Origin of the sequence: Desulfosporosinus sp. Sb-LF, assembly GCF_004766055.1 — a bacterium.
Taxonomy (GTDB): domain Bacteria; phylum Bacillota; class Desulfitobacteriia; order Desulfitobacteriales; family Desulfitobacteriaceae; genus Desulfosporosinus.
This window is the reverse complement of sequence record NZ_SPQR01000009.1, coordinates 121,946-144,806: the sequence shown is the minus strand read 5'-3', so window position 1 is coordinate 144,806 and position 22,861 is coordinate 121,946. Positions and strand designations below refer to the sequence as shown.

Genomic DNA, 22,861 nt, shown 5'->3' with positions numbered 1-22,861 from the left:
TTTTTCAGATAATTTTAACAGTTTAATTAATTTTGTTAACTGTTTTGTAACTAAAGAAAGTATTTCGAGTGCAAAAGGCTTTTTGACGGATCATTTCCGTTGATCGGTTACTCCACCTTTACTCGGATCGTTTATAAATACGGCTTCATTAAATTACTATCAGGCTTTATGCAACGGTGTTGATAGACCGGTCGACCAATTGAACCGTAGATAACTTCCATGTCTATCACTCCAATATCCGTAAGAAAGCTTAGGTATTTGCGCATCGACACCCGCGAAACTCCTACACGGCTGGCCATTTCTTCTGTCGAAAATGAGTTCCCCTTCATTGCTTGTATGTTTTCCCAGACAGTCTTCAGGGTGTTTCGAGTCAGCCCTTTAGGCAATTCACTAGGCACAGTAACTGAGTTCTGATGAAGAAGCCGTATATCCAATTCTGCCTGGCTTAGCCTTTCTTGATCCTTCGTCATACTTGCCCATTCTCGGTACGCAGATAAAGCCGTTTTGAAACGCTCAAATTCAAACGGTTTAATTAAATAATCCACGGCCCCATAGCGTAAAGCTTTTTTGATACTTTGACTATCACAAGCAGCGGATACGACAATAACATCGACCCCTTGGCCCAGCTTTCGAACCTGTGCTAATAAATCAAATCCATTCATACCTGGCATGAAGATATCAAGTAAGATCAAGTTGATTTCTTGACGATCTAATATGTGCAAGGCGTCAGCAACCGAAGGGGCGACTGCTATTAACTCAAAGCCCCCGACTTGCTCGAGATAACGCCGATTAAATTCGGCGACCATAGGATCATCTTCTACGATTAAGACCTTAATCATTCTATCTCATCCTTGCTCTTATAAGGTAAAGACACCTTGAACTGAGTTCCATGACCTTCTTCTGAAAGTATCTCGATTTTCCCATTCAGTCTATCCAGACTACGCTTTACTAAGTATAGTCCTACGCCCCTTTTAGGGCCCTTGGTAGAATAGCCTTTGATAAAGATTTGGCTTTTTAGTTCATCGTTAATACCTGGCCCGGTGTCCCTTACTACAAGGCTTAAAACATCATCTTCGTAAGAAAAATTAACGTTAATTCGTTTAAGTGGGCAATAAACCACGGCTTCTAGCGCATTATCGACCAAATTCCCAATCACGGTAACTATTTCATGAATCACTTCCGGGTCTGCTGGAGCTGGCAAAAAGCATTCTTCGAAGAGTACTAATTCTGCGCCAACCTCTCGGGCATAACTCATTTTCCCCAGAATAAAGCCTGCCAATACAGGATCTTTAATATGTCTTGTGATAAAACCGACGTTGCTTTGATGCTGGTGGGCGATTCTGCTGATGTATGTGGAAAGCTGGTCATAATATTTCATATGGACCATACCGAGAATAACCTGCAGTTTATTCATAAATTCATGGGCTTGTGCGCGCAAGGCCTCAGCATAGAGAAGCACACCCGTTAATTCTTCAGCCATTTGTTTTATTTCAGTTTTATCTCGGAAAGTGGCAATTGCTCCAACACTTTTACCCTTTACGCAGAGCGGAATGATGTTTGTTACGAGCGTTATTCCAAATAGATCGAGTTCCTGATCTAATTTCGCACTCCCTGTTTCCAGCACAATATTCATAAGTGTATTAGGTACACAGTCCGCTATTTTTTTTCCAACCGGGTCACCTAAAATTCCTGCCTGATTAAATAACCGAAGAGCCGCAGCATTTGCGAGTGTAATACGGGAATCTGCGTCAATTGCTAAAATGCCCTCTCTTACGGATTGTAGCATGACACTGCGTTCTTCGAGCATTTTGGCAATCTCTTTAGGTTCTAATCCAAACATTATGTTCTTTATTTTTCGGGCTAAAAATAAGGCACCAATAACTCCTACCAGTAATCCGAAGCCAACACATATATAAATAATCAACCGACTCTGGGCGACAGCCTGATTTACATTGTTAAGCAAGATCCCAACGGCTACGGCTCCCACCTGGTTACCTGTGGGAGTAACTATAGGAGTAAATGCACGTAAGGACATTCCCAGAGTTCCTTTGGCATTGGAAACGTATTCGTGCCCATTTAGAGCAGCCCCTTCGTCTCCTCCTACAAAGGGCTGTCCTACTTTGTTGATATCTGGATGAGACTTTCTTATCCCCTTCATATCCATGACAACAACAAACTCGACATCAGTGATCTTTCGTATTTCATTCGCAAAGGGCTGAATTTCCGTTTCAGCTCGTTGCCCATTGAGGGCTTCAATTACAAGAGGGGAGTGGGCAACAATGCGGGCAATAGTCGTCGCTTTGTCTGCCAGATTTTTCTGAGTGTTATCAGCAATTTTCTGATTAATTAAGATGTCGGTTACCGCTAGGGATAGAGCTACTACACTGCAAACAAGCAAAGTCATGATGGTTTGCAAACTAAAAAAGGGTTTACTCGTCCGCATGTTCTTCCCCCCAATACTGTCAAATAAAGTACCAGCCAAGAATATGTAAAGCGGGCAACCTTGTCAAGGGGGACTTGTGTGACTTAAAGAAATGGTGGTCCTCTTTGTATATTATTTGTCAAGCAGCATAGACTACGCATATTAAATGTGAAAAGACAATTGCGTTATAAGAAGATGGAGGATTGACCTTGTTGTTACAGACAGCGCTGCTCGTGGTAGCTCTTTCAGCCTTGGGGGCACTCATTGCTGGAGTAATAATAGCTTGTGTATTCTTTTTCGTGGGCAAACGATTGTTTCGGACTCTTGTGCAACGCCTCTTTGGCTTGGTAATAGAAAGGCTACTTCAAGACAAATACCATGAGAACCTAATGGAACTTTGGAGTGCGGTGCGTCGTACGTCGGTACAAACAATCCTCGAAATCGGACTACGGGCTGAAGAAGGAAAGCTAATCCAGCGGCCATTAGGATCAGCAAAACCTCTTCCCCATTACGATACTCTGATGTTTGTACCTGCCCAAATGGCACGCCTTCCCAAGGAAGCAGATGTTCAAGTCGATATGAAGGTAACCCTTGGGGCCAAAGCCAAAAAGCCCCTTCAAATCGATATTCCCTTAATAATTTCCGGCATGGGCTTCGGAGTTGGCCTCAGTGAAGAGGCAAAAAAAGCTTTAGCTAAAGCGGCAAAGCAACTTGGGACAGCTACGAATTCTGGAGAGGGTCCCTTTTTGCAAGAGGAACGGGAGGAGGCCGGGAAGTTTATCTGGCAAATTAGCCGCACCCCTTGGGGACATAGCCCCCAAGGGATTGCTGCTGCGGACATGATTGAAGTACAGATGGGACAGGGGGCGAGGATGGGACCCTTTACTTTAGAACCTAATTCAGTGAAAGGAAAAGCGCAAAAACTAATGGGTATTTCTCCGGTGGAATCTGTCGTAACTGCAGCGGTCATTCCGGGAATTAATTCTCCTTGGGATTGGTCTAAGTATGTTTCAGATTTGCGTGTCGAAGCGGCCGGGAAACCGATTGCGATTAAAATTATGGCCACGGGGGGTATAGAAAGGGACTTGGCAGTATGTTTAGAGGCGGACTTCGATGTTATAGTCATCGACGGGGCTCAAGGTGGGGCGTCTGGCGCATCTCCTATGATCTGCGATGATTTGGGAATCCCTAGTTTGCTGGCCTTAGTTCGAGCGGAACGTTTTTTGCGCGAGCAGGGTGCTCGTAAAGAAGTGAGTTTAGTGGTCGCAGGAGGATATGCTACACCTGGGGAATGCTTAAAAGCCATAGCACTGGGAGCGGACGCGATCTATTTGGGAACAGTCCCTCTGTTTGCCCTAGTTCATCGACAAGTGCACAAAATACTACCCTGGGAACCGTTAACACAATTAGTCTGGTACGATTCACCGTATAAAAAACAGTTAGATATTAGTTTAGCGAGCAAGAGTGTGGTCAATGTCTTTAAGTCGATGACCATGGAGATGGAAGAGGGAGTGCGGGCCATGGGAAAAACGGCTTTGTCTGAGCTTGGCCCCAACGATTTAGTGGCTGTAGACGAATGGACAGCACAGGTAACCGGCGTAAAACGTGCTTATACTCGGCAGGACTAAGCGATCCATTCGCACTCTTTTGACAATATTTATCGTGCCGAGTATAATGTATTAAATAAAATATTCGAATCAAACCCGAAGAATGTGAGGAAAAGGGTTCATGAACCGTTCAGAGAGAGAGACCATAGCTGAGAGGTCTTTTCGGAAGGCTCTAAGGTCGCACAGGAGGGGCAGAGGGGAACGAAGTACTCTCTGACGGAGAAACCCGTTAGCAAATGATAAGTGCTGAGAAACGTAATAGTTCTCAGAATAAAGGTGGTACCACGGAAGCTTTTCGTCCTTTACCAAGGATGGAGGCTTTTTTTAGTTAAGATAAAAGGAGTTAGAAATTATATGACAGAGAAACTTGAGAAAACAGAAAAAGTAGAAATGGCAAAAACGTATGATCCGAGTCTGGTGGAGGGGAAATGGTACCAGTATTGGGAGGAAAACGGCTTTTTTCATGAGGAAGTGCAAACTGAGAAGCCGGCGTTTAGTATTGTAATGCCCCCGCCGAATGTTACGGGTGCTCTACACCTTGGGCATGCGATGGACAGTACGATTCAGGATATCCTGACGCGCTTTAAGCGGATGCAGGGATTTAACACGCTTTGGGTGCCAGGGACAGATCACGCTGGAATTGCAACTCAGGCTAAAGTTGAGGAACAGCTGGCAAAGGAAGGAACGAATCGCAACGAACTGGGGCGAGAGAAGTTCTTAGAACGGGTCTGGGATTGGAAGGCACAGTATGGTGGACGAATTACGCAGCAGTTACGCCGTTTAGGTGCTTCTTGTGATTGGGAACGTGAGCGATTTACCATGGATGAAGGGTGTTCTAAAGCAGTTCGAGAAGCGTTTGTCACTTTATATAATAAAGGGCTCATTTATCGGGGAAATTATATTGTTAATTGGTGCCCGAAATGTCATACCACTATTTCGGATATTGAAGTAGAACATGCTGATCGCGAAGGGAATTTGTATCATCTGCGCTACCCTGTCAAAGATAGTGAAGAGGCTTTGGTTGTAGCAACCACTCGACCAGAGACCATGCTCGGAGATACGGCTGTGGCAGTTCATCCGGATGATGAACGTTATACGCATTTAATCGGGAAAACGTTGATTCTTCCCTTAACAGGGCGAGAAATTCCGATCATCGCGGATGACTATGTCGACCGAGAATTCGGGACTGGTGCGGTGAAGATCACCCCGGCACATGACCCAAACGATTTTGAAATAGGGCTACGCCATCATTTGCAACAGATTGTCGTCTTAGACAAAGAAGCCAAGATGAATGAAAATGCAGGTAAATATCTAGGAATGGATCGTTTCGTGGCTCGTAAAGCGGTCGTGGAAGATTTGAAAGCTGAAGGGGCGCTTGTTAAAATTGCCCCCCATTCCCATGCTGTTGGGGAATGCTATCGTTGCTCCAGCGTTATTGAACCAATGGTGAGTAAGCAATGGTTTGTGAAAATGGCGCCTTTGGCAGAGCCGGCTATTGACGTTGTTCGCGATGGGCGTTTGGAATTTGTCCCAGATCGATTTGATAAGATCTATTTGGGCTGGATGGAAAACATCCGGGACTGGTGTATTTCACGGCAGCTGTGGTGGGGTCATCGCATTCCGGTCTGGTATTGCGAGGATTGTGGTCAGGAGATCTGTACTGGTGACGATCCGTCGAGCTGTCCAACCTGCGAATCTACTCGCTTAAAGCAAGATCCGGATGTCTTGGATACCTGGTTTTCGTCGGGACTTTGGCCTTTTTCAACGATGGGGTGGCCAGAAAAAACGCCCGAACTAGAACAGTTTTATCCGACATCTGTGTTGGTAACGGGAAGGGATATTATATTCTTCTGGGTTGCCCGCATGATTTTCACGGCGATGGAGTTTATGCAGGAAGTACCGTTTCCTAAAGTCATGATTCACGGCCTGGTGCTGGATGCTCAAGGGCGGAAGATGAGTAAATCCCTGGGCAACGGTGTAGATCCGATTGAAGTGATTGAACAGTACGGAGCAGACACTTTGCGTTTCATGCTCATCACAGGCAATACGCCAGGAAATGACCTTCGTTTTCACCCAGAACGTCTCGAAGCAACCCGAAATTTCTCGAATAAGATTTGGAATGCTTCTCGTTATGTGCTTTTGAATTTAGAAGATTACGAGGAAGGGCCGCGTGGGGAACTTGCCTTAGCTGATCGCTGGATTCTCAGCCGTTATGCAGCTACAGTGGAGAAGGCGACGGAAGCGTTAGAAGGCTTTGATCTAGGGGAAGCTGGTCGATTGCTTTATGAGTTTATCTGGAATGAATTCTGTGATTGGTATATTGAGCTCACTAAACCACGTCTTTATAACAAGGAAGATGTGCTAGCACGCCATACCTCTCAATCCGTGTTGCTAGAAGTTCTAGAAGGAACCTTACGGCTTTTGCACCCCTATATGCCTTTCCTGACAGAAGAAATATGGCATAACCTTCCTGTACAAGGTGAAAGCATTATGCTGCAACCGTGGCCGGAAGTGCCCGCATACAAGGATAGCCTGGCTGAGAAAAATATGACGCTACTCATGGAAGCCATTAAAGCGATCCGCAATATTCGGGCAGAGATGAAAGTATCACCTGGGCAAAAAGTAGAAATCATGATCCTGGCCCCAGATGAGGTTCAACGAACAGTGCTCGAGACTGGAAAGCCAGACATCCTGAAATTGGCCGGAGGGGCAAGCTTAGAATTGTTTGAATCGATCGCTGAAAAACCTTCTCAAGCGGCCAGTGCCGTTCTGGAAGGCGTAGAGATTTATCTCCCATTAAAAGGACTCATGGATCTAGATAAGGAAATCGTCCGTTTAGAGAAAGAAATTTCGATTGCGACCCAGGAGATTCAGAGCCTAGACGTTAAACTGAATAACCCAGGATTCACAAGTAAAGCACCAGCAGCCGTCGTGGCCAAGGAACGGGAACGACTTGAGGGGATTTTATCGCGCAAAACAGCTTTGGAGGATCGTGTGAGAGAGCTAAAGCAAAACTCATAGACTAAAAAGGGGGAGAAGCGAGATGTCTGGAAAAGATCTGGAAAGAGACTATGAAGAGAGCTTGCAATATCTCGTCAATATGACAACCTTTGGTATGAATTTTGGTCTAGAGCGCATTCAAGAACTTTTGAAACGATTAGAAAATCCAGAACGAAAGCTACGAGTGGTACATGTGGGTGGTACAAATGGCAAGGGTTCTACAACGGTCATGATTGCAAGTATTTTGCGGAAAGCTGGATACAAGGTGGGGGTCTTTACGTCCCCTCATTTACATGATTATCGCGAACGTATGACCATAAATGGCCAGATGATTCCAAAGGAAAAGGTCATTCGAGAGATCGCGTGTGTACGTCCGCATTTGGAAGAGATGGTTGCAGAAGGCTTTGAGCATCCTACCGAATTTGAAGTGAGTACCGCGCTTGCATTACTTTATTTCGCTGAGGAAAACGTGGATTTTGCCCTAATCGAAGTCGGGTTAGGTGGGGCCATCGACTCGACGAATGTGGTTTCCCCTCTAATCTCTGTCATAACGAATGTTGCGATGGACCACATGGATTATTTGGGTTCCGATGTGGTCTCGATCGCCAAAGTGAAAGCAGGAATTATTAAACCCCGATCATTTGTCGTGACAGCCTCTGAAAATCCAGACGTTATTCACGTATTACGTGAGCAAGCCAAAGCCATGGATGTCCCACTTTGGTTGGTAGGGGAAGATGTTCGCTGGGAAAGTAAGTGGAGCGGTGAGTTGGAACAGGAATTTGACCTTGTAGGGTTACACTCGACCTTCACAAAGTTGCGCCTTAGTTTGGTCGGATTCCACCAACTCCGCAACGCTGCCACAGCGGTGACGGTTTGCGAAATTTTACAAAGTGAATATGGAGTCGCCATCCCCAGAGAAGCTATATATGCTGGAGTGAGGGAAGTAGAGTGGCCTGGACGTTTAGAACTAATTTCTCTAAACCCCAAAGTCCTTCTAGATGGGGCACATAATGTGGACGGAGCGCAGGCCTTAGCGCAGGCTCTGCCACTTTATACACGTAATCGGCTCATACTTTGCTTAGGGATGCTGGCAGACAAGGAACGGGAAAAAGTAGTGAATATGTTAGTACCAATGGCGGACGAAATCATTATCACCCGTCCAAATTCACCGCGTGCCGGGGACTGGAGAGCATTAGCGAGCTTGGCTGAACAGCATGGGCGGTCGGTTTCATGCATTGAAGACCCTAAGGAAGCGGTTATTTTTGCGCTTAACCGTCTCGGAGAAAATGACATGCTTTGTGTCACAGGTTCAATCTATATGTTGGCAGATGCTCGTCAGGCCTTAATTAAGGAATTAAAACCTTCATGATTGTTAACGAGTTGTAAAAAACTTAACATTAACTTAACACAAGTTTTTTGAGATTTGATATAATACTTCGTGGAATGGAGTCACACGGAATCTAATATTCGTACTTTTTGTCGAAGGGTTGCGAGTTAGGTTTCCTTTGCATGTTCCATCTGATATAGGAAATTTTGGTTGGAGGTTATGTTATGTTTGGCTTGTTACAAAAAGAAGATAAATTTTATCAACTTTTCGCCCAAAGCACCGAAATCATTTCTAAATCACTTGATAGGCTCCAAGGGATTATGCAGCAAGACTCTGTTTCAGCTGAAGATGCTGCCCAAATGCATCGGTTCGAACATGAAGCTGACAATGTCACCACTCAAATCTTGGAGAGACTGAATTCCACGTTCATTACCCCCTTGGACCGCGAAGATATCTATAAACTAGCCCAAGTCCTCGACGATATCGTTGATTTTGCCGAAGGTACTGTTGAACGTATGCATATGTACCGAACAGGTAAGCCATCCTTAGGAACACAAGAACTTGTCCATCTAGTGGGCCTGGCAGCAGAGCAAATTAAGGCTGCATTCGCTTGTTTAGGAAACATTCATTTTAAAAAATCCGTGATACAGGCTGCGACCGAAGAAATCTATCACTTGGAAAGTGCTGGGGACAAGCTCTACCGTCAAGAAGTGGCCCGTTTGTTTGAACATGAGAAAGACCCTATTGAGATCATTAAATGGAAAGAGATTCTGGAACACATTGAAACGACCTTAGATCATTGTGAATCCATTGCAGATCTTCTCAAAAGCGTGGTCTTGAAATATGACTAATTTAGGCGCAATGTTAGTCGTTGTTGTGTTCCTTGCTTTGGCTTTTGACTACATCAATGGTTTTCATGATACAGCCAATGCCATTGCCACGAGTGTCTCAACACGGGCCCTATCTCCAAAAAGGGCTGTCGTTTTAGCCGCCGCATTGAATCTTATTGGTGCTCTCTATAGCACTGGGGTTGCTCAAACCATTGCGAAAGACATTATTCCACCAAAAATTGCGACACAAGAGGTTGTCATTGCTGCTTTGCTCAGCGCAATTGCTTGGAACCTCATTACTTGGTATGTAGGAATTCCAAGTAGTTCGTCCCATGCTATTATTGGTGGTATGGCCGGAGCTGCCGTTGCTAGTGCTGGATTTTCCGTGTTAAAGTGGCAGGGGTTAGGGAAAATCCTTGCTGCCTTGATTTTTTCTCCGATTTTGGGAATGATCCTGGGCTTCATTATTATGAAGATCTTGTCCTTTGTTTTTGGTAAATCATCACCGTCACGTGTCAATCACGGCTTTAAGAAAATGCAAATAATCTCTGCGGGATTGCTAGCCTTTAACCATGGATCTAATGACGCTCAGAAATCAATGGGGATTATCACTATGGCCCTCATCGCAGCTGGACTACAATCCCAAGCGATGCTTACCCCTCCACTATGGGTAAAACTTGCCTGCGCGTTAGCCATGTCGTTGGGAACGGCTGCAGGAGGGTGGAAGATCATCCATACCATGGGTGGCAAAATCTTTAAACTCGAGCCCATAAACGGGTTCGCTGCAGATTTAACGTCTTCGATCGTTATTTGGTCAGCGACCGTATTCCCAGGTCTCCATCTTCCCGTTTCCACCACACATGTCGTTTCGGGGTCAATCATGGGGGTCGGAAGTGCCAAGCGGGTTTCCGCTGTGCGCTGGGGTGTAGCTCAACAGATGCTCGTCGCCTGGGTTGTGACGATTCCTACAACGTCTCTTCTTGCCGCACTTTTATACACCGTATTGTCTAAACTCCTTTTATAGGGTTATTATATTACGGGGGCCTTGGATAGAGGATCCAAGGTCTTTTCGTATTTCAAAGTCTATTTCCTTCCCCGCCTTCATATCTTTCGATAGAAAGGTTGTCCGAATGACACGAAAGGGGAATGGGGTATGAAAGCTACAGAACGAATTCGAATCGTCATTGTCTTGATCCTGGGAATGCTAGCCTTGGGTCTGCTGACCTGGGGAATCGGTAAAGTCTATTTAGAACTTGTTGGTCAATCGAGTGGCGTGATAGCTGACAGAGCGCAAAACCACAGCACAGGGAGTAATACCTCCGCAGTCAACGTGTTGAGCCTCCCTGGAGTGACGTTCTGGACCTGCCAGGTTGGTGTCTTTCAAAGCGAAGGTAATGCGCAATTGAGAAAAGAGCAGCTTGCCGTGTTGGGATTTAATGCTGAAGTGACCAGCTCTAATCCCTGGGCGGTTGGCGTAGGCTTGGGGTATTCTTCGGGCGAGTTACAAGGGGTGCGGCAATCTCTTGCTGAAAAGGGAATTCCTAACGTTCCTAAACAGATCGTGTTTCCGGAACGGACATTTCGTGTCGCCGGAAATGGTTCGCAACTAGCAGTGAAACTGTTGCAAAATGCCAATACTGTACTCCAAAAGGGGTTGACCAGTGATACTCTGGCTAAAGAAAAAGAGATCTGGGATACTCAGGCGGGGGATTATCCGCCCAAGGAATTGGAAAAACTCCACCAATTGTATAACCTTGTTCGAGAAAAAACTGTGCCTGATGAGCAGAAAGCTTTGGGATTGTCTCTGTTTTTTGAGTCTCAAAGGGTTATAAATCGGCTTTCTGGTAAATAATAGAGAGAGAAGATTATGGATGTCTCGCAAATCAGAAAATTATGACAAATATAAATTGCGTTTTTCCTAGATAGTGATATAATTAACTTTAACAATTTTTGCAAATTCCTAAGAAATGAGGGTGCTTCATTGAAAACGCTAAAAATTCCGGAGGCGACAATTATTCGACTATCAGTATATTCACGTCACCTAACTGATGTCGATCGAAAAGGAATTATTACCACCTCCTCGGGGGATATCGCTGATGGAGTTGGCGTTAGTCCAGCACAGGTCAGAAAAGATTTGGCCTATTTTGGAGAGTTTGGGACAAGGGGTGTGGGGTATAATGTTAAAGACCTCCGCCAACATATTTTAAAGATTCTCGGTTTGAGCGTGGATTGGAGTGTCACTTTGGTCGGAGCAGGAAACCTAGGCTTGGCCTTAAGTTCGTATAAAGGATTTCGGGAACGCGGTTTCATTATTACAAGTGTCTTTGACGCAGATCCTAATAAAGTAGGAACAACGATCGGTAATGTAGAGATACAGCCCATAGATCAATTAGAAGAAGTCGTGAAACAAAACCGTACGCAAATTGGTATCGTGGCAGTGCCTTCGAATGCCGCACAAGAAATCGTCGATAAATTGATTAGAGCTGGAGTGCAAGCTATCTTGAACTTCGCACCAGTGGTATTAAATGTCCCACCGGAGATCGAGCTTCGTAATGTTGATCTGGCGGTTAACCTTGAAGTGTTGACCTTTAATGTGGGGGCGCAACGGTTTTAGAGGGGAGTCAGTGTCTTAGCCCGTTCGCACACGCTGCATCGCTATTCGCTTGACGATTAATCTAAAACGCAAAACCTCTTGGATGTTCTGCATGTCAACCGTTGCGTTTCTTAACGATTAATCGCCTGCGCTCATTGACGCGATTCCGCTAAAGTGCTTCTCTAAGCTAAGAAACTTCCTCTGGGCTTGGGTCGACGGGGTTTGGAACGACGCGGGGAAGGGCGTGGGGACTGTTTGCGTTTTTGACGCAAAAGCGCTGGGGTAACCTTCGACTGACTTGGGACGATGGGACAACTGTTTGCGTCTTTCAACGCAAAGGCGCTGGAGAAACCTCTTGGTTGTTCTGCATGTGCCACGCTCCTTGGTATCGCGATATTAGACAATCCATGAATAAATCCCGTTTGTGTTTTAACACCTCTGTCGAAATGTGTAGCGGTTCTTTTGCTTCCTTCTTTGGGGGAGCAAGTGTCCGTATGCACTTGAAGTGTCTTTAAAGTATTGATTGATACTGTTGTACATCAATAGGTATCTGTCGTATAATAGCGCTATAAGAAGTGTGTCTAGGGTTCCGCCGCGAGGGTCTGGACCGAGCGATACAGGTTGGATGGTGCCAACTACACCGTGTGGGAAAAAAGCCCCGTGGCAAGTTCTTTGGAACTCGCGACGGGTCTTTTTTTATACAAGTTAGAAAATAGAAGTTTCGGATGGCATAGGTAACGACTAAGCGGCCGCAGTTTCATAATCGTAGGCTCTGTTGAAGAAGAGGGGGAGAAGGATGGATCAGCACAAGGGGAAGAAGAAAATTACGGTTTACGATACTACGTTGCGAGATGGAGCTCAGGGGGAAGGGATTCATTTTTCAACACGAGATAAAATCAGTTATGTGAAACGGATAGGGGAGATGGGGAGTCTTTATGTGGAGGCGGGTTGGCCAGGGGCAAATCCACGGGATGAGGAGTTCTTCCAGCAGTTGCGTGAGTTGGACCTTCCTTTGGTGCATATAGCCGCTTTTGGGAGTACTTGCAAAGTGCAGGAGGCTCCGGAGAATAGTGATATTTTGTTAAAACTTTTAGCCTCTGGGGCTGAGACGATTACTATTTTTGGGAAGGCTTGGGATCTGCACGTTAGGGATGTTTTGCGGACGACCTTAGAGGAAAACCTCCGCTTAATTCGAGAGTCTGTTTCCTTTTTAGTGAGCCAAGGACGTCAAGTTTTCTTTGATGCCGAACATTATTTTGATGGATTCAAGGAGAATCCGGACTATGCTCTAAAATGTATTTCTACGGCTATTGACGCCGGGGCGGCTGTGACCATTTTATGTGATACGAACGGAGGAAGCTTGCCCTCAGAAATAACCCAAGGTGTGAGAGCGGTAATTCAGGAATTCGCGCCTCAAGACCTTGGAGTTCATGTCCACAATGACGGTGGACTTGCTGTTGCCAATTCCCTCGCCGCGGTGGAAGCGGGTGTAACTCAAATTCAGGGGACATGGAATGGCTTTGGAGAACGGTGTGGCAATGCTAATTTAAGTACGCTCATTCCATTATTACAACTTAAAGGGATGTTTGAAGTGGTTTCTGAGGATGCTTTGTCAAGGATCACCTCCTTTTCTCGGTTTGTTGCAGAGCTTTCTAACGCGCCGTTCGATGAGAAGCAGCCTTATGTGGGCCGGAGTGCCTTTGCGCACAAAGCGGGAATGCATGTGGATGCGATTCTGAAGAACCAACGAACGTTTGAGCATATGGACCCTGCCGGGGTAGGGAATGAGCGACGTATTTTAATTTCAGATCAAGCAGGGAAAGCAAATATATTGGAACGTTTAAGGCGCTTTGAACCGGAAATCCTTAAAGAAGATCCACGAGTTGAGAAAGCTATGGTGGAGATCAAAGCGTTGGAACATAGTGGGTTCCAATTCGAAGCTGCTGAAGGGAGCCTCGATTTATTACTTCTAAGGATACTTGGAGATTTCACCACGCCACCCTTTGAAGTCTTGGATTATCATGTCTGGAGCGACCCTTTGAGAGGAGAACTTGATTCTGTCGCCGTAGTCAAGGTTAAAGTGGGTGAAGATACGGTGCAGATTGCTTCGGAGGGAAATGGCCCAGTGAATGCTCTGGATACGGCATTGCGGCAGGCCCTTATTAGTTTCTTCCCTATACTGGGAAAAAGCGAACTGGTGGATTACAAAGTGAGGGTTCTAGACGGAGCACGTGGTACGGAAGCCATTGTGCGGGTAATTATCGATACCCGTCTGGAGCAAGAAGTTTGGGGGACTATAGGGGTATCCAAAAATATCTTGAAGGCCAGTGCCCAGGCTTTACTCGATGCTATCACTTGGACTATTTGGAGAGGGACTGCAAAAGAGGGTTCGCGAGACATGTCCTCGACCACAACGATTGTCGCGCCAAACTAGAGACTTAAACGCCTTGATGCAAGCGGTCGGGATGCCTGGCTCGCCCTGCATCGTCGTCGTTGTCGCATGGCCGGCGGAATAAATTCGACAACCATGAGTGAAAACACGATGTCTCGGACTTAATAATAATCGAGTTTTGCTACGTCTCACGCAAAGGCGTCGGACCGTGTGATAGAACCAACAAACAGCTTTTCTCTTAGAACTGAGAGAGGCTGTTTTTCGCGTTTTTTCAAAGAAAAGATGAAGTGTGTCGAACTTGCGTAGTAAAGGGGAAGATGCTAAACTTAAACGAAGTCACGGTCAGGAGATTTAGGCTTTGGCTAAGCTACTTATAGAGGGAAGGGGAATGAACTATGGCGGTGGGACGAAATTCCTCGGGGACGGGAAGAACTGTATTGCTTATTCTGATTGGCGCTGCCCTGGGGACTTTAGTTGGATTTGGCTTAGAAAAATACGGTATTTTTGCACCGTTTTTACGGCCGGCCGTCATCGATGTACCCTCCCATACTTATTTGGATTTCTTTTTCTTCTCACTTTCCTTTGGTTTTCGTATGAGCATTACCATTGCGACAATTTTGGGAGCACTTGGAGGATATTTATTGTCAAGGAAGTGGTAAAATGCTTATTCTTGCTTCTGCATCTCCTCGGAGAGCCATGCTGCTACACGAGGGGGGCTATGACTTCGAACTTGTTAAAGCTTCTGTTTCAGAAGAATTGCCGGAAGGGATGTTGCCCAAAACTGGGGTCAAATCGTTAGCTGTACGCAAAGCCGAAGCGGGATTAACCCATTGGCTGGAACTGGGTGGGGACACGCTGGATGTTGTGTTAGGCTCTGATACAATGGTAGTTTTGGATAATCACATTTTAGGTAAACCGGCAACACCAGCGGAAGCGGAAGAAATGCTAAATAGGCTAAGTGATAGAACACATGTTGTTTTAACAGGAGTGGCGTTGATTTCCGGATCAGGAAAACTCGTCGCAGATGTGGTAGAAACTGTGGTTCATTTTCGTCGACTTTCAACGGAGGAAATCAAGGCTTACGTGGCTAGTGGGGAACCTATGGACAAGGCCGGGGCCTATGGAATTCAGGGGGAAGCGGGGAAGTTTGTCATGTCCATTCAAGGATCCTTGACAAATGTCATTGGCTTACCGATGGAATATCTCTCGGAACAACTTAGGGCGTGGGGGATTGAGCAGACAAATATCGCTTCACGCGAGGTGGATGATGGATTATCGGCGTTTGAAAGATTTACCGGAAGAACTTCTACCCCGTGAACGACTTTGTCAAGTTGGCCCCGAAGCGTTATCTAACCGCGAGATTTTGGCGATTTTACTCCGTACTGGTATCAAAGGAGAGAACGTTTTGACCCTGGCGGAACGCATTTTGGCAGAGGTTGGCGGATTATCGGGATTAGGAAAGCTAACGGTCCATGAGTTAGCGCAAATACATGGCCTAGGAAAAGCAAAATCCGCTGAGGTAAAGGCTGCCTTGGAATTGGGACGTCGGTCAGTTTCTGTTGACCCGATTTCAAGACCTGTGGTCAATTCCCCTCAGGATGTGGCGCATATCGTGATGGAAGAAATGCGGTACCTTGATCGCGAGCATTTCCGTGTTGTGTCTCTTTCAACGAAAAATCATGTTCTGGGAATTAGCCCAGTCTCGATTGGTTCGCTCAATTCATCCTTGGTCCACCCCCGCGAGTGTTTTAAAGAAGCAATACGGCGCAATTCAAACGCTATTATTTTATTGCACAATCATCCCAGTGGAGATCCTACCCCTAGTCAAGAAGATATTGAAGTAACCCGTCGCTTGGCAGACGGAGGGAAGATTCTCGGGATTGAGGTACTTGATCACGTCATTATTGGTGATAATCGATTTATCAGCTTAAAGGAACGTGGAGTTCTATAATTAGATTTCGATTAGATTTGGTAGATTACGAAATCATAGGGTATACTAATATGAAAGCTGGAAGGAGTTTTAGAAAACCATGTTTAACTTTTTTAGCAGGGATTTAGGAATAGATTTAGGAACGGCGAATACATTGGTTCATGTTAAGGGAAAAGGAATTGTCGTACGAGAACCCTCCGTGGTGGCAATGGATATTTCAACTAAAGTTCCCCTAGCCGTCGGTGACAAAGCCAAAGAAATGATCGGCAGAACGCCTAGTAATATTGTGGCTATACGTCCTCTGAAAGATGGAGTTATTTCTGATTTCAACGTTACTCAAAAAATGTTGAAATATTTTATTGGTCGTGCACTCGGAACAGAACATCCCTTTGTACGCCCACGTGTGGTTATCTGTGTACCTTCAGGCGTGACCCCTGTTGAGGAACGGGCGGTTAAAGAAGCGGCGATGGCAGCCGGTGCGAAAGACCCGATTATTTTGGAGGAGCCAATGGCAGCTGCTATTGGCGCGGGCCTTCCGGTCAGTGAGCCAACTGGAAACATGATCGTAGACATCGGGGGAGGAACGACGGAAGTGGCCGTTATTTCCTTGGGTGGGATCGTGACAAGTCGTTCTATTCGAGTAGCCGGTGATGAAATGGATGATGCTATCGTCGCGCATATTAAACGACGCTATAATTTAATGGTCGGGTATCGTACGGCTGAATCGTTGAAGTTTGAAATCGGATATGCGTACAAGTTTGAACCTGGTTCATATACGGTGCGTGGACGGGATTTGCTAACGGGACTTCCGAAAACGATTGAAGTAACTGCAGAGGAAATTCAAGAGGCCCTGCAAGAACCGGTTATGGCCATTGTCGATGCGGTGAAATCATGTCTAGAAAAAACTCCACCGGAATTGTCATCCGATATAATGGATCGCGGCATTATGATGGCAGGTGGCGGATCCTTACTTCGCAATCTTGATCATCTGATTTCGGATGAAACGGGTATTGCGGTGCACTTGGCTGAGGACCCACTGTCCTGTGTCGTTATAGGTACGGGGAAGGTTCTGGAAAATGCAGATATCCTTCGTAAAATTGCCGCCTCGCAAAAGAGTTAAGAATAGCGGGGAGGAATTATGGTGGGGAAAAGAGTAAATGTAACGGGAATTGCGGTTCTCGTTTTCTTTCTGTTGTTAGGGGTACTTATTAGTATACGGTTAACGGGAATGGGTAGCCATTTCATCAACCCAGTGGGGGGAGTTTTACAACGCGCTTTAGGACCGTTAGAAAAACCCATTCTCCAGTTGGGAAATGGGATTCGTGATAATACGAAGGTTTTGTGGAACTTTCGGGCGGTGCAGCTCCAAAACGAAGCACTTCATAAACAAGTCGATCAGTTAACAGGGGATAATATTAAGCTGAAAGAACAAGTTTTGGCTGGTATGCGTTATACAGAACTTGATCAGGGGCAGTTTCGTAGCCCGACGCTTGATAAGTTTGAAAAAGTAGGGGCAACGGTTATTAATCGTAACCCCACTACCTGGTATCGAACCTTGACTCTAAACCGAGGAAGCAAAGATGGAGTTGTGGCAAATGACCCGGTGATCGGCGATTTGGGGCTTGTGGGGAAGATTGTTTCGGTCTCGCCGACGACCTCGGAAGTTTTGATGGTCCTTGACGGAGAAGGACAAGTAAGTGCTCTGGTGCGCGGTAGTACGGGTAATGCAACCTTTGGTATTGTACAGGGGACTTATAAACGAGGTTCTCGACTGACTCCCGAGGGGAATTTGCAAATGCTCTTCCGGCGAGATGATAATATTAATGCAGGAGACCTAGTGCTGACGTCAGGTCTCGGTGGGGTTTACCCCCAAGATGTCCCGATCGGAAAAATCAAGGATATCCAACTTGATCCTTCTGGCTTACTCAAAACGGCTTATATTGATCCATTAGTCGATTTTGAAGCTTTAGAAGAGGCTTATATTGTTAAAACGGTAGGTAAATAATCATGCGATATGTTTTGATTGCGATTATGTTTCTCTTGAGCTTGATTTTACCGGGAACACTTTTCCACTTTTGGGCTTGGGCGGGGATTAAGCCGGATTTACTTATGCTTTTGACGATCTATATAGCCGTGCATCACAGGTCGCCCTCCGGTGTGATTTGGGGACTGGGTGCGGGTCTATTAGAAGATTTATATTTGGGGCGCTACATTGGTATGTATACGCTTACTTTGGCGGTTGTTGCTTTTGTGAGCTATTGGCTCGCGGAACGCTGGTATCGAGAAAATTTTCTTTTAACCACCTTTTTGGTTTTTCTCGTAACCGCAATAGGACAGATTCTTGTAGCTTTTTTGAGCCTAGGGGCGGGGCTCCAATGGTCTTTTGGGGATATCACTCGTTTGGTGATAGGGGTCTCTTTGTATAATGCGGTTCTAGTTCCGGTGACCTACCCGTTCATTCACAGGTCATTCCTTCACGGCTATTTGCGTTATCGGCCGAGATATGAGCGATAGAGGTCGTCAGTTTCTTAGCCCGTTCGCACACGCTGCATCGCTATTCGCTTGACGCCGCGGCTAAAACGCAAAACCTCTGGGCTGTTCTGCATGTGAACCGTTGCGTTTCTTCACGCCGTGGCGTCAGCGCTCATTGACGCGATTCCGCTAAAGTGCTCTCTAAGCTAAGAAACTTCCTCCAGGCTTGGGTCGACGGGAGTTAGAACGGGTTAGGCTATTGGCGTCTTTGACGCAAAGGCGCTGGGGGAGTGTTGCTGTTGCATCTTTGATGCAAAAGCGCTATAGGTGGAAGTGGGTCGGTTTTCAGTTGTTTTTTATGGAGTGGCATTGTCTTATGCTTTGCACAAGACTTTAAGGCAACGAAGTTCGCTTGTTCTTCGTTACAAAGGCCCATAGTTTGATTCATTCTTCGATTTGCGGAATCGGATTCACAATTCTAACCATGAATCATGAACCACGAATATCGAATATCGAACTACGAAGGGACAGGAGGTTAGCAGATATGGATGATAGAGAACGAAAACCTTATGTTTATCGAATCGCGGGACTAAGCATTTTCGTGGTTCTCGTTTTTTCGATTCTGGGGTTTAACCTCTGGCATTTACAGATTGCTCAGGGTTCTTATTATACTGCCATGGCTAAGGGAAATGTTATGAAGCTTGTTAAGGTTCCTCCTACTAGGGGGGATGTTGTGGATCGAAACGGTAAACTTCTTGTGACGAGTGTGCCTGAGTTCGTTCTTAACTTAGACTGGATGGATTTGCAACAGTCTAAAAGCAGTGATTGGAAAGAGGTTGTTCGGAAATTAGCGGGTTTCATTAAACAGGACTGGCCTAATCCCAATCAATCGGTTGATTCGATTACGGAAGATATTTTGGTCAATATCCAAAATCATCAGTGGGAACGCTATCGTCCTGTTACGATCCTTGATAACGTCCCTAAAAATCTCCAAGCTGTGATTGCCGAGCATCAGGATGAGCTTCCGGGTGTGAGTGTGGACGCGATCCCACTGCGGTCCTATCCTCAGAACACGTTGGTTGGTCAGCTTCTGGGGTATGTTCAGGAGATTGGGCCTAAGGAGATTGCTCAGTTTAACCAGAATCCTGATGCGCAAAAGGCGGGTTTTGAGTACGCGCAGGGAGATATGGTCGGTAAGATGGGGGTTGAAAAATCCTTCGACTTCTGGTTACGGGGTAAAGAAGGAGTTCAACAAGTTGAAGTGGATAATAACGCCCGTCCTGTTAGTAAACAAGTGGTTCAAGCACCTCAAGCGGGTAAGACGGTTCAGCTGACGATTGACGCAGACTTACAAAAGGTCGTTGAAGATAAACTGGATGAAGTCATTCTGGACGTTCAGAAAAACACGAATCCGAATGCCAAGTCAGCTGCTGCTGTGGTGATGGATGTCAATACGGGCAAGATTCTGGCAATGGCCTCTCGTCCAGGGATGAATCCCAACGAATTGACCGGTAATATTACGGTCGCGATACGAGATAAGTATTGGCCTCAAGATCCTAAACTTGCCTCGGAAGCGGCTTCACTTAACCGGGCGTTGTCAGGATTGTATCCACCAGGATCAGTCTTTAAAATGGTGACCGCAATGGCATCCTTGAAAGAAAAAGTGACCACGCCAGAGGAACGGGTTGACGACGTCATATCTTCTCTAGGAAATCTCGCCTCTCAGCAACAAGGTTTCCCGGAATGGGGAGGGAACTATTTCAGGGGGGGGATCAATCTTTATCGGGGGCTAGCCTTATCCTCAGACATTTACTTTGAAGTAATGGGACGCCGAGTTTTTGATTCCAATCCTGAAACGATAGCCCAGATCGCCCATGAATTCGGGTTAGGCGTTTACACTGGTGTTGATTTGCCTGGAGAATCAGAAGGTATCGCACCTTCGGCTGAATGGAAGAAATCCTATTTTGGCCCTACTTATAGCGCGTCACGCGATAAAAAGCTGGCAACGATTGAAAGTGATTACGCACCGAAACTTGCGCAGGCCACGGATGCGAAGGCCAAGCAGAAGCTTCAAACGGCAAAAGACTCCGAGATTAAGCAAGTGGACGTTTGGTATAAGCAAATGGTCAGTCAAAATGTTGACTGGAAAGTCTTTGATAGTTACAACAATGCCATCGGGCAAGGGTATAACACCTACACCCCCTTGCAATTAGCGAATTACGTCTCTACCATGGTGAATGGCGGGAAGCATTTTCGTCCATATGTGGTCGATAAACTCTTAGATCCTATCACCGGGAAGGTGGTTCAGCAAACTCAACCCAAGGTGGTAAACACAGTGTCAATTTCTCCGGATGACCTAGAAACGGTCAAAAAGGGAATGTCCGCTGTAACGTCAGGAGAAGGGACAGCCAATTTTATGTCCCAAGATTTGCCGGAATTCACGGGGGGAGGTAAAACAGGAACCGCCCAGATTGGGTCTAAAGATACCATCTCTGGGGAAGTATACAACGGAGTGTTCGTAGCATTTGCCCCTTATGATCATCCCCAGATTGCGTTTGCAGGGGTTGTGGAATTTGGGGGACACGGTGGAGGAACGGCTGGTAAAGTCGCTGAGGCGGCCTTTATGCAATATTTTGGTTGGAAGTCCGCGAATGGTGGCTAAAAAACGAGGAAATTTGTCCTCGTTTTTTTTTATTGTAAAAAGGGAAATGGGACAGGCTTGTAGAATTTAAAGAGAGCATTGAATTATGAACAGCGATGGGGGATTGTGCAGGTTGACACGGACTGAACATGTGGCACTTAAAGGCACCCGTGAAGGATTGGTTTTATACCTTGATCCAGCTGCGGACTTTGAATTGCTGATGAATGAACTCGATAACCTTTTGAAAAACTCTGTTCAATTCCTTCAAGGCGCGACCATCCGATGCTACGCAGGGAAAAAAGAGTACTCTGAGGAAGAACATGCTACGTTGGCAACGGTACTAGGACAATTCCAGTTGGAGCTTTCGGGTTGGTTAACTGCGGAAGAAGTGTACGTACCCAATAAGTCAAAGTCCTATGTAACCGAAGAGAAAGAAACGCGCCTCTGGGATGAAGGGATGACGGAAGGAAGTTGTCTCTTCGTGGAACGCACTCTTCGTTCAGGGAAGAGTGTCCAATTTGAGGGTCATGTCATAGTGCTGGGCGACGTTAATCCTGGTGCGGAAATTATTGCAACTGGGAATATTATCGTTCTAGGCTCTCTTCGTGGGGTTGCCCATGCGGGAGCGACGGGGGAGCGGAAAGCCTCTGTGAGTGCTTATCATCTAGCCCCTACTCAATTGCGTATTGCCGATTTAGTGACAAGGGCACCAGATGATGAAGCCGAAGGGCGGGGTCCAGAAATTGCTAGAATCAAAGATGACCAATTGATGGTAGAATCCATGGGGATGAATGGTTGGCGTGGCAAGACCCGATAAAAGAGAGAATTATTCAGAAAGGTAGGTCTAACTATGGGTGAGGTAATCGTTGTAACTTCCGGAAAAGGGGGCGTAGGCAAGACAACAACATCCGCAAACATTGGCACAGGACTGGCTGCCGCAGGGCATAAAGTTGTTCTGGTCGATACGGATATCGGGTTGCGTAACCTCGATGTGGTCATGGGATTGGAAAACCGCATCGTTTACGATCTGGTGGATGTGACGAGTGGGAATTGCCGTTTGAAACAAGCGCTTATTAAAGATAAACGGTTTGCGAGTCTTTTCTTACTTCCAGCTGCACAAACGAAAGATAAAACAGCCGTAAGTCCAGAACAGATGAAAACATTATCGATGGAACTCAAAGAAGAATTTGACTATGCAATTATTGACTGCCCAGCAGGCATCGAACAAGGTTTCCGTAATGCAATTGCTGGTGCAGATCGAGCGGTCGTCGTTTGCACACCTGAAGTCAGTGCTGTGCGTGACGCGGATCGCATTATTGGTTTATTGGAAGCGGCGGAGTTAAGAAATCCGAAACTTATCATCAACCGGATTCGTCCAGATATGGTTAAACGTGGGGATATGATGGATATCTCTGATATCTTGGATATTTTGGCCATCGAATTGATCGGTGTCGTTCCAGAGGACGAGAGTATCGTGATTTCTACGAACCGTGGTGAACCAGCTGTACTAGATCAAGGGTCCAAAGCTGGAGAGGCCTATCGGCGGATTACAAGGCGGATTAAAGGTGAAGACGTACCACTGATGAACCTTGAAGTTCCCTTAGGAATGATGGATAAACTCAAGAGACTCATTGGCATACGTTGATC

Annotated in this window: 20 protein-coding genes and 1 other annotated feature; of the genes, 18 read left to right on the top strand and 2 right to left on the bottom strand. The window is 46.0% G+C overall.

What is annotated here, in order from left to right:
- Positions 1–131: 131 nt before the first annotated feature.
- Positions 132–839 (bottom strand): response regulator, encoded by a 708-nt coding sequence (locus tag E4K68_RS14725; protein ID WP_135379693.1) that lies wholly within the window; start codon positions 837–839, stop codon positions 132–134.
- Positions 836–2,443, bottom strand: a complete 1,608-nt coding sequence (gene dcuS, locus E4K68_RS14720) for a DcuS/MalK family sensor histidine kinase (protein WP_135379692.1) — start codon at positions 2,441–2,443, stop codon at positions 836–838. The genes E4K68_RS14725 and dcuS overlap by 4 nt, the downstream gene beginning before the upstream one ends.
- Before the next feature lie 191 nt (positions 2,444–2,634).
- Here dcuS and E4K68_RS14715 point away from each other — a divergent pair, with 191 nt between their 5' ends.
- The 18 genes from E4K68_RS14715 (at position 2,635) to minD (ending at position 22,859) form a co-directional block, all read left to right on the top strand.
- Positions 2,635–4,050, top strand: a complete 1,416-nt coding sequence (locus E4K68_RS14715; protein WP_135379768.1) for an FMN-binding glutamate synthase family protein — start codon at positions 2,635–2,637, stop codon at positions 4,048–4,050.
- Between the two features lie 69 nt (positions 4,051–4,119).
- Positions 4,120–4,335 (top strand) — a binding site (T-box leader).
- Between the two features lie 48 nt (positions 4,336–4,383).
- On the top strand, positions 4,384–7,050 hold the full coding sequence (locus E4K68_RS14710; protein WP_135379691.1) for a valine--tRNA ligase: 2,667 nt from the start codon (positions 4,384–4,386) through the stop codon (positions 7,048–7,050).
- Between the two features lie 22 nt (positions 7,051–7,072).
- Complete coding sequence (locus tag E4K68_RS14705) at positions 7,073–8,398, top strand: folylpolyglutamate synthase/dihydrofolate synthase family protein (RefSeq protein WP_135379690.1); 1,326 nt, start codon at positions 7,073–7,075, stop codon at positions 8,396–8,398.
- 182 nt (positions 8,399–8,580) lie between these two features.
- Positions 8,581–9,207, top strand: coding sequence for a DUF47 family protein (locus tag E4K68_RS14700; RefSeq protein WP_135379689.1), 627 nt, complete (start codon positions 8,581–8,583; stop codon positions 9,205–9,207).
- Entirely contained in the window at positions 9,200–10,210 is a 1,011-nt protein-coding gene (locus E4K68_RS14695) for an inorganic phosphate transporter (protein ID WP_135379688.1), read from the top strand. Before E4K68_RS14700 ends, E4K68_RS14695 begins: the two co-directional genes overlap by 8 nt.
- Before the next feature lie 129 nt (positions 10,211–10,339).
- Positions 10,340–11,038 carry an SPOR domain-containing protein gene (locus E4K68_RS14690; RefSeq protein ID WP_135379687.1) on the top strand — a complete coding sequence of 233 codons (699 nt, stop codon included), beginning with the start codon at positions 10,340–10,342 and terminating at the stop codon, positions 11,036–11,038.
- 129 nt (positions 11,039–11,167) lie between these two features.
- Positions 11,168–11,800 carry a redox-sensing transcriptional repressor Rex gene (locus E4K68_RS14685; protein ID WP_135379686.1) on the top strand — a complete coding sequence of 211 codons (633 nt, stop codon included), beginning with the start codon at positions 11,168–11,170 and terminating at the stop codon, positions 11,798–11,800.
- A gap of 242 nt (positions 11,801–12,042) precedes the next feature.
- Entirely contained in the window at positions 12,043–12,294 is a 252-nt protein-coding gene (locus tag E4K68_RS20425) for a hypothetical protein (RefSeq protein WP_158291431.1), read from the top strand.
- Positions 12,295–12,575: 281 nt separating this feature from the next.
- The gene (gene cimA, locus E4K68_RS14680; protein ID WP_135379685.1) at positions 12,576–14,213 is read left to right on the top strand and encodes a citramalate synthase; all 1,638 of its coding nucleotides are present in this window, start codon (positions 12,576–12,578) and stop codon (positions 14,211–14,213) included.
- A 353-nt stretch (positions 14,214–14,566) separates the two neighbouring features.
- Entirely contained in the window at positions 14,567–14,830 is a 264-nt protein-coding gene (locus E4K68_RS14675) for a DUF4321 domain-containing protein (RefSeq protein ID WP_135379684.1), read from the top strand.
- Between the two features lies 1 nt (position 14,831).
- Positions 14,832–15,488 (top strand): Maf family protein, encoded by a 657-nt coding sequence (locus tag E4K68_RS14670; protein WP_135379683.1) that lies wholly within the window; start codon positions 14,832–14,834, stop codon positions 15,486–15,488.
- Positions 15,439–16,122 carry a DNA repair protein RadC gene (gene radC, locus E4K68_RS14665; protein ID WP_135379767.1) on the top strand — a complete coding sequence of 228 codons (684 nt, stop codon included), beginning with the start codon at positions 15,439–15,441 and terminating at the stop codon, positions 16,120–16,122. The genes E4K68_RS14670 and radC overlap by 50 nt, the downstream gene beginning before the upstream one ends.
- Positions 16,123–16,201: 79 nt before the next feature.
- Entirely contained in the window at positions 16,202–17,221 is a 1,020-nt protein-coding gene (locus E4K68_RS14660) for a rod shape-determining protein (protein ID WP_135379682.1), read from the top strand.
- An 18-nt stretch (positions 17,222–17,239) separates the two neighbouring features.
- Positions 17,240–18,106, top strand: a complete 867-nt coding sequence (mreC, locus tag E4K68_RS14655) for a rod shape-determining protein MreC (protein ID WP_135379681.1) — start codon at positions 17,240–17,242, stop codon at positions 18,104–18,106.
- Positions 18,107–18,108: 2 nt separating this feature from the next.
- The gene (mreD, locus tag E4K68_RS14650; RefSeq protein WP_135379680.1) at positions 18,109–18,615 is read left to right on the top strand and encodes a rod shape-determining protein MreD; all 507 of its coding nucleotides are present in this window, start codon (positions 18,109–18,111) and stop codon (positions 18,613–18,615) included.
- A gap of 502 nt (positions 18,616–19,117) precedes the next feature.
- Positions 19,118–21,235, top strand: a complete 2,118-nt coding sequence (gene mrdA / locus E4K68_RS14645) for a penicillin-binding protein 2 (RefSeq protein WP_135379679.1) — start codon at positions 19,118–19,120, stop codon at positions 21,233–21,235.
- Positions 21,236–21,347: 112 nt separating this feature from the next.
- The gene (minC, locus tag E4K68_RS14640; protein ID WP_135379678.1) at positions 21,348–22,031 is read left to right on the top strand and encodes a septum site-determining protein MinC; all 684 of its coding nucleotides are present in this window, start codon (positions 21,348–21,350) and stop codon (positions 22,029–22,031) included.
- 33 nt (positions 22,032–22,064) lie between these two features.
- Positions 22,065–22,859, top strand: coding sequence for a septum site-determining protein MinD (gene minD / locus E4K68_RS14635; protein ID WP_135379677.1), 795 nt, complete (start codon positions 22,065–22,067; stop codon positions 22,857–22,859).
- Positions 22,860–22,861 lie beyond the last annotated feature (2 nt).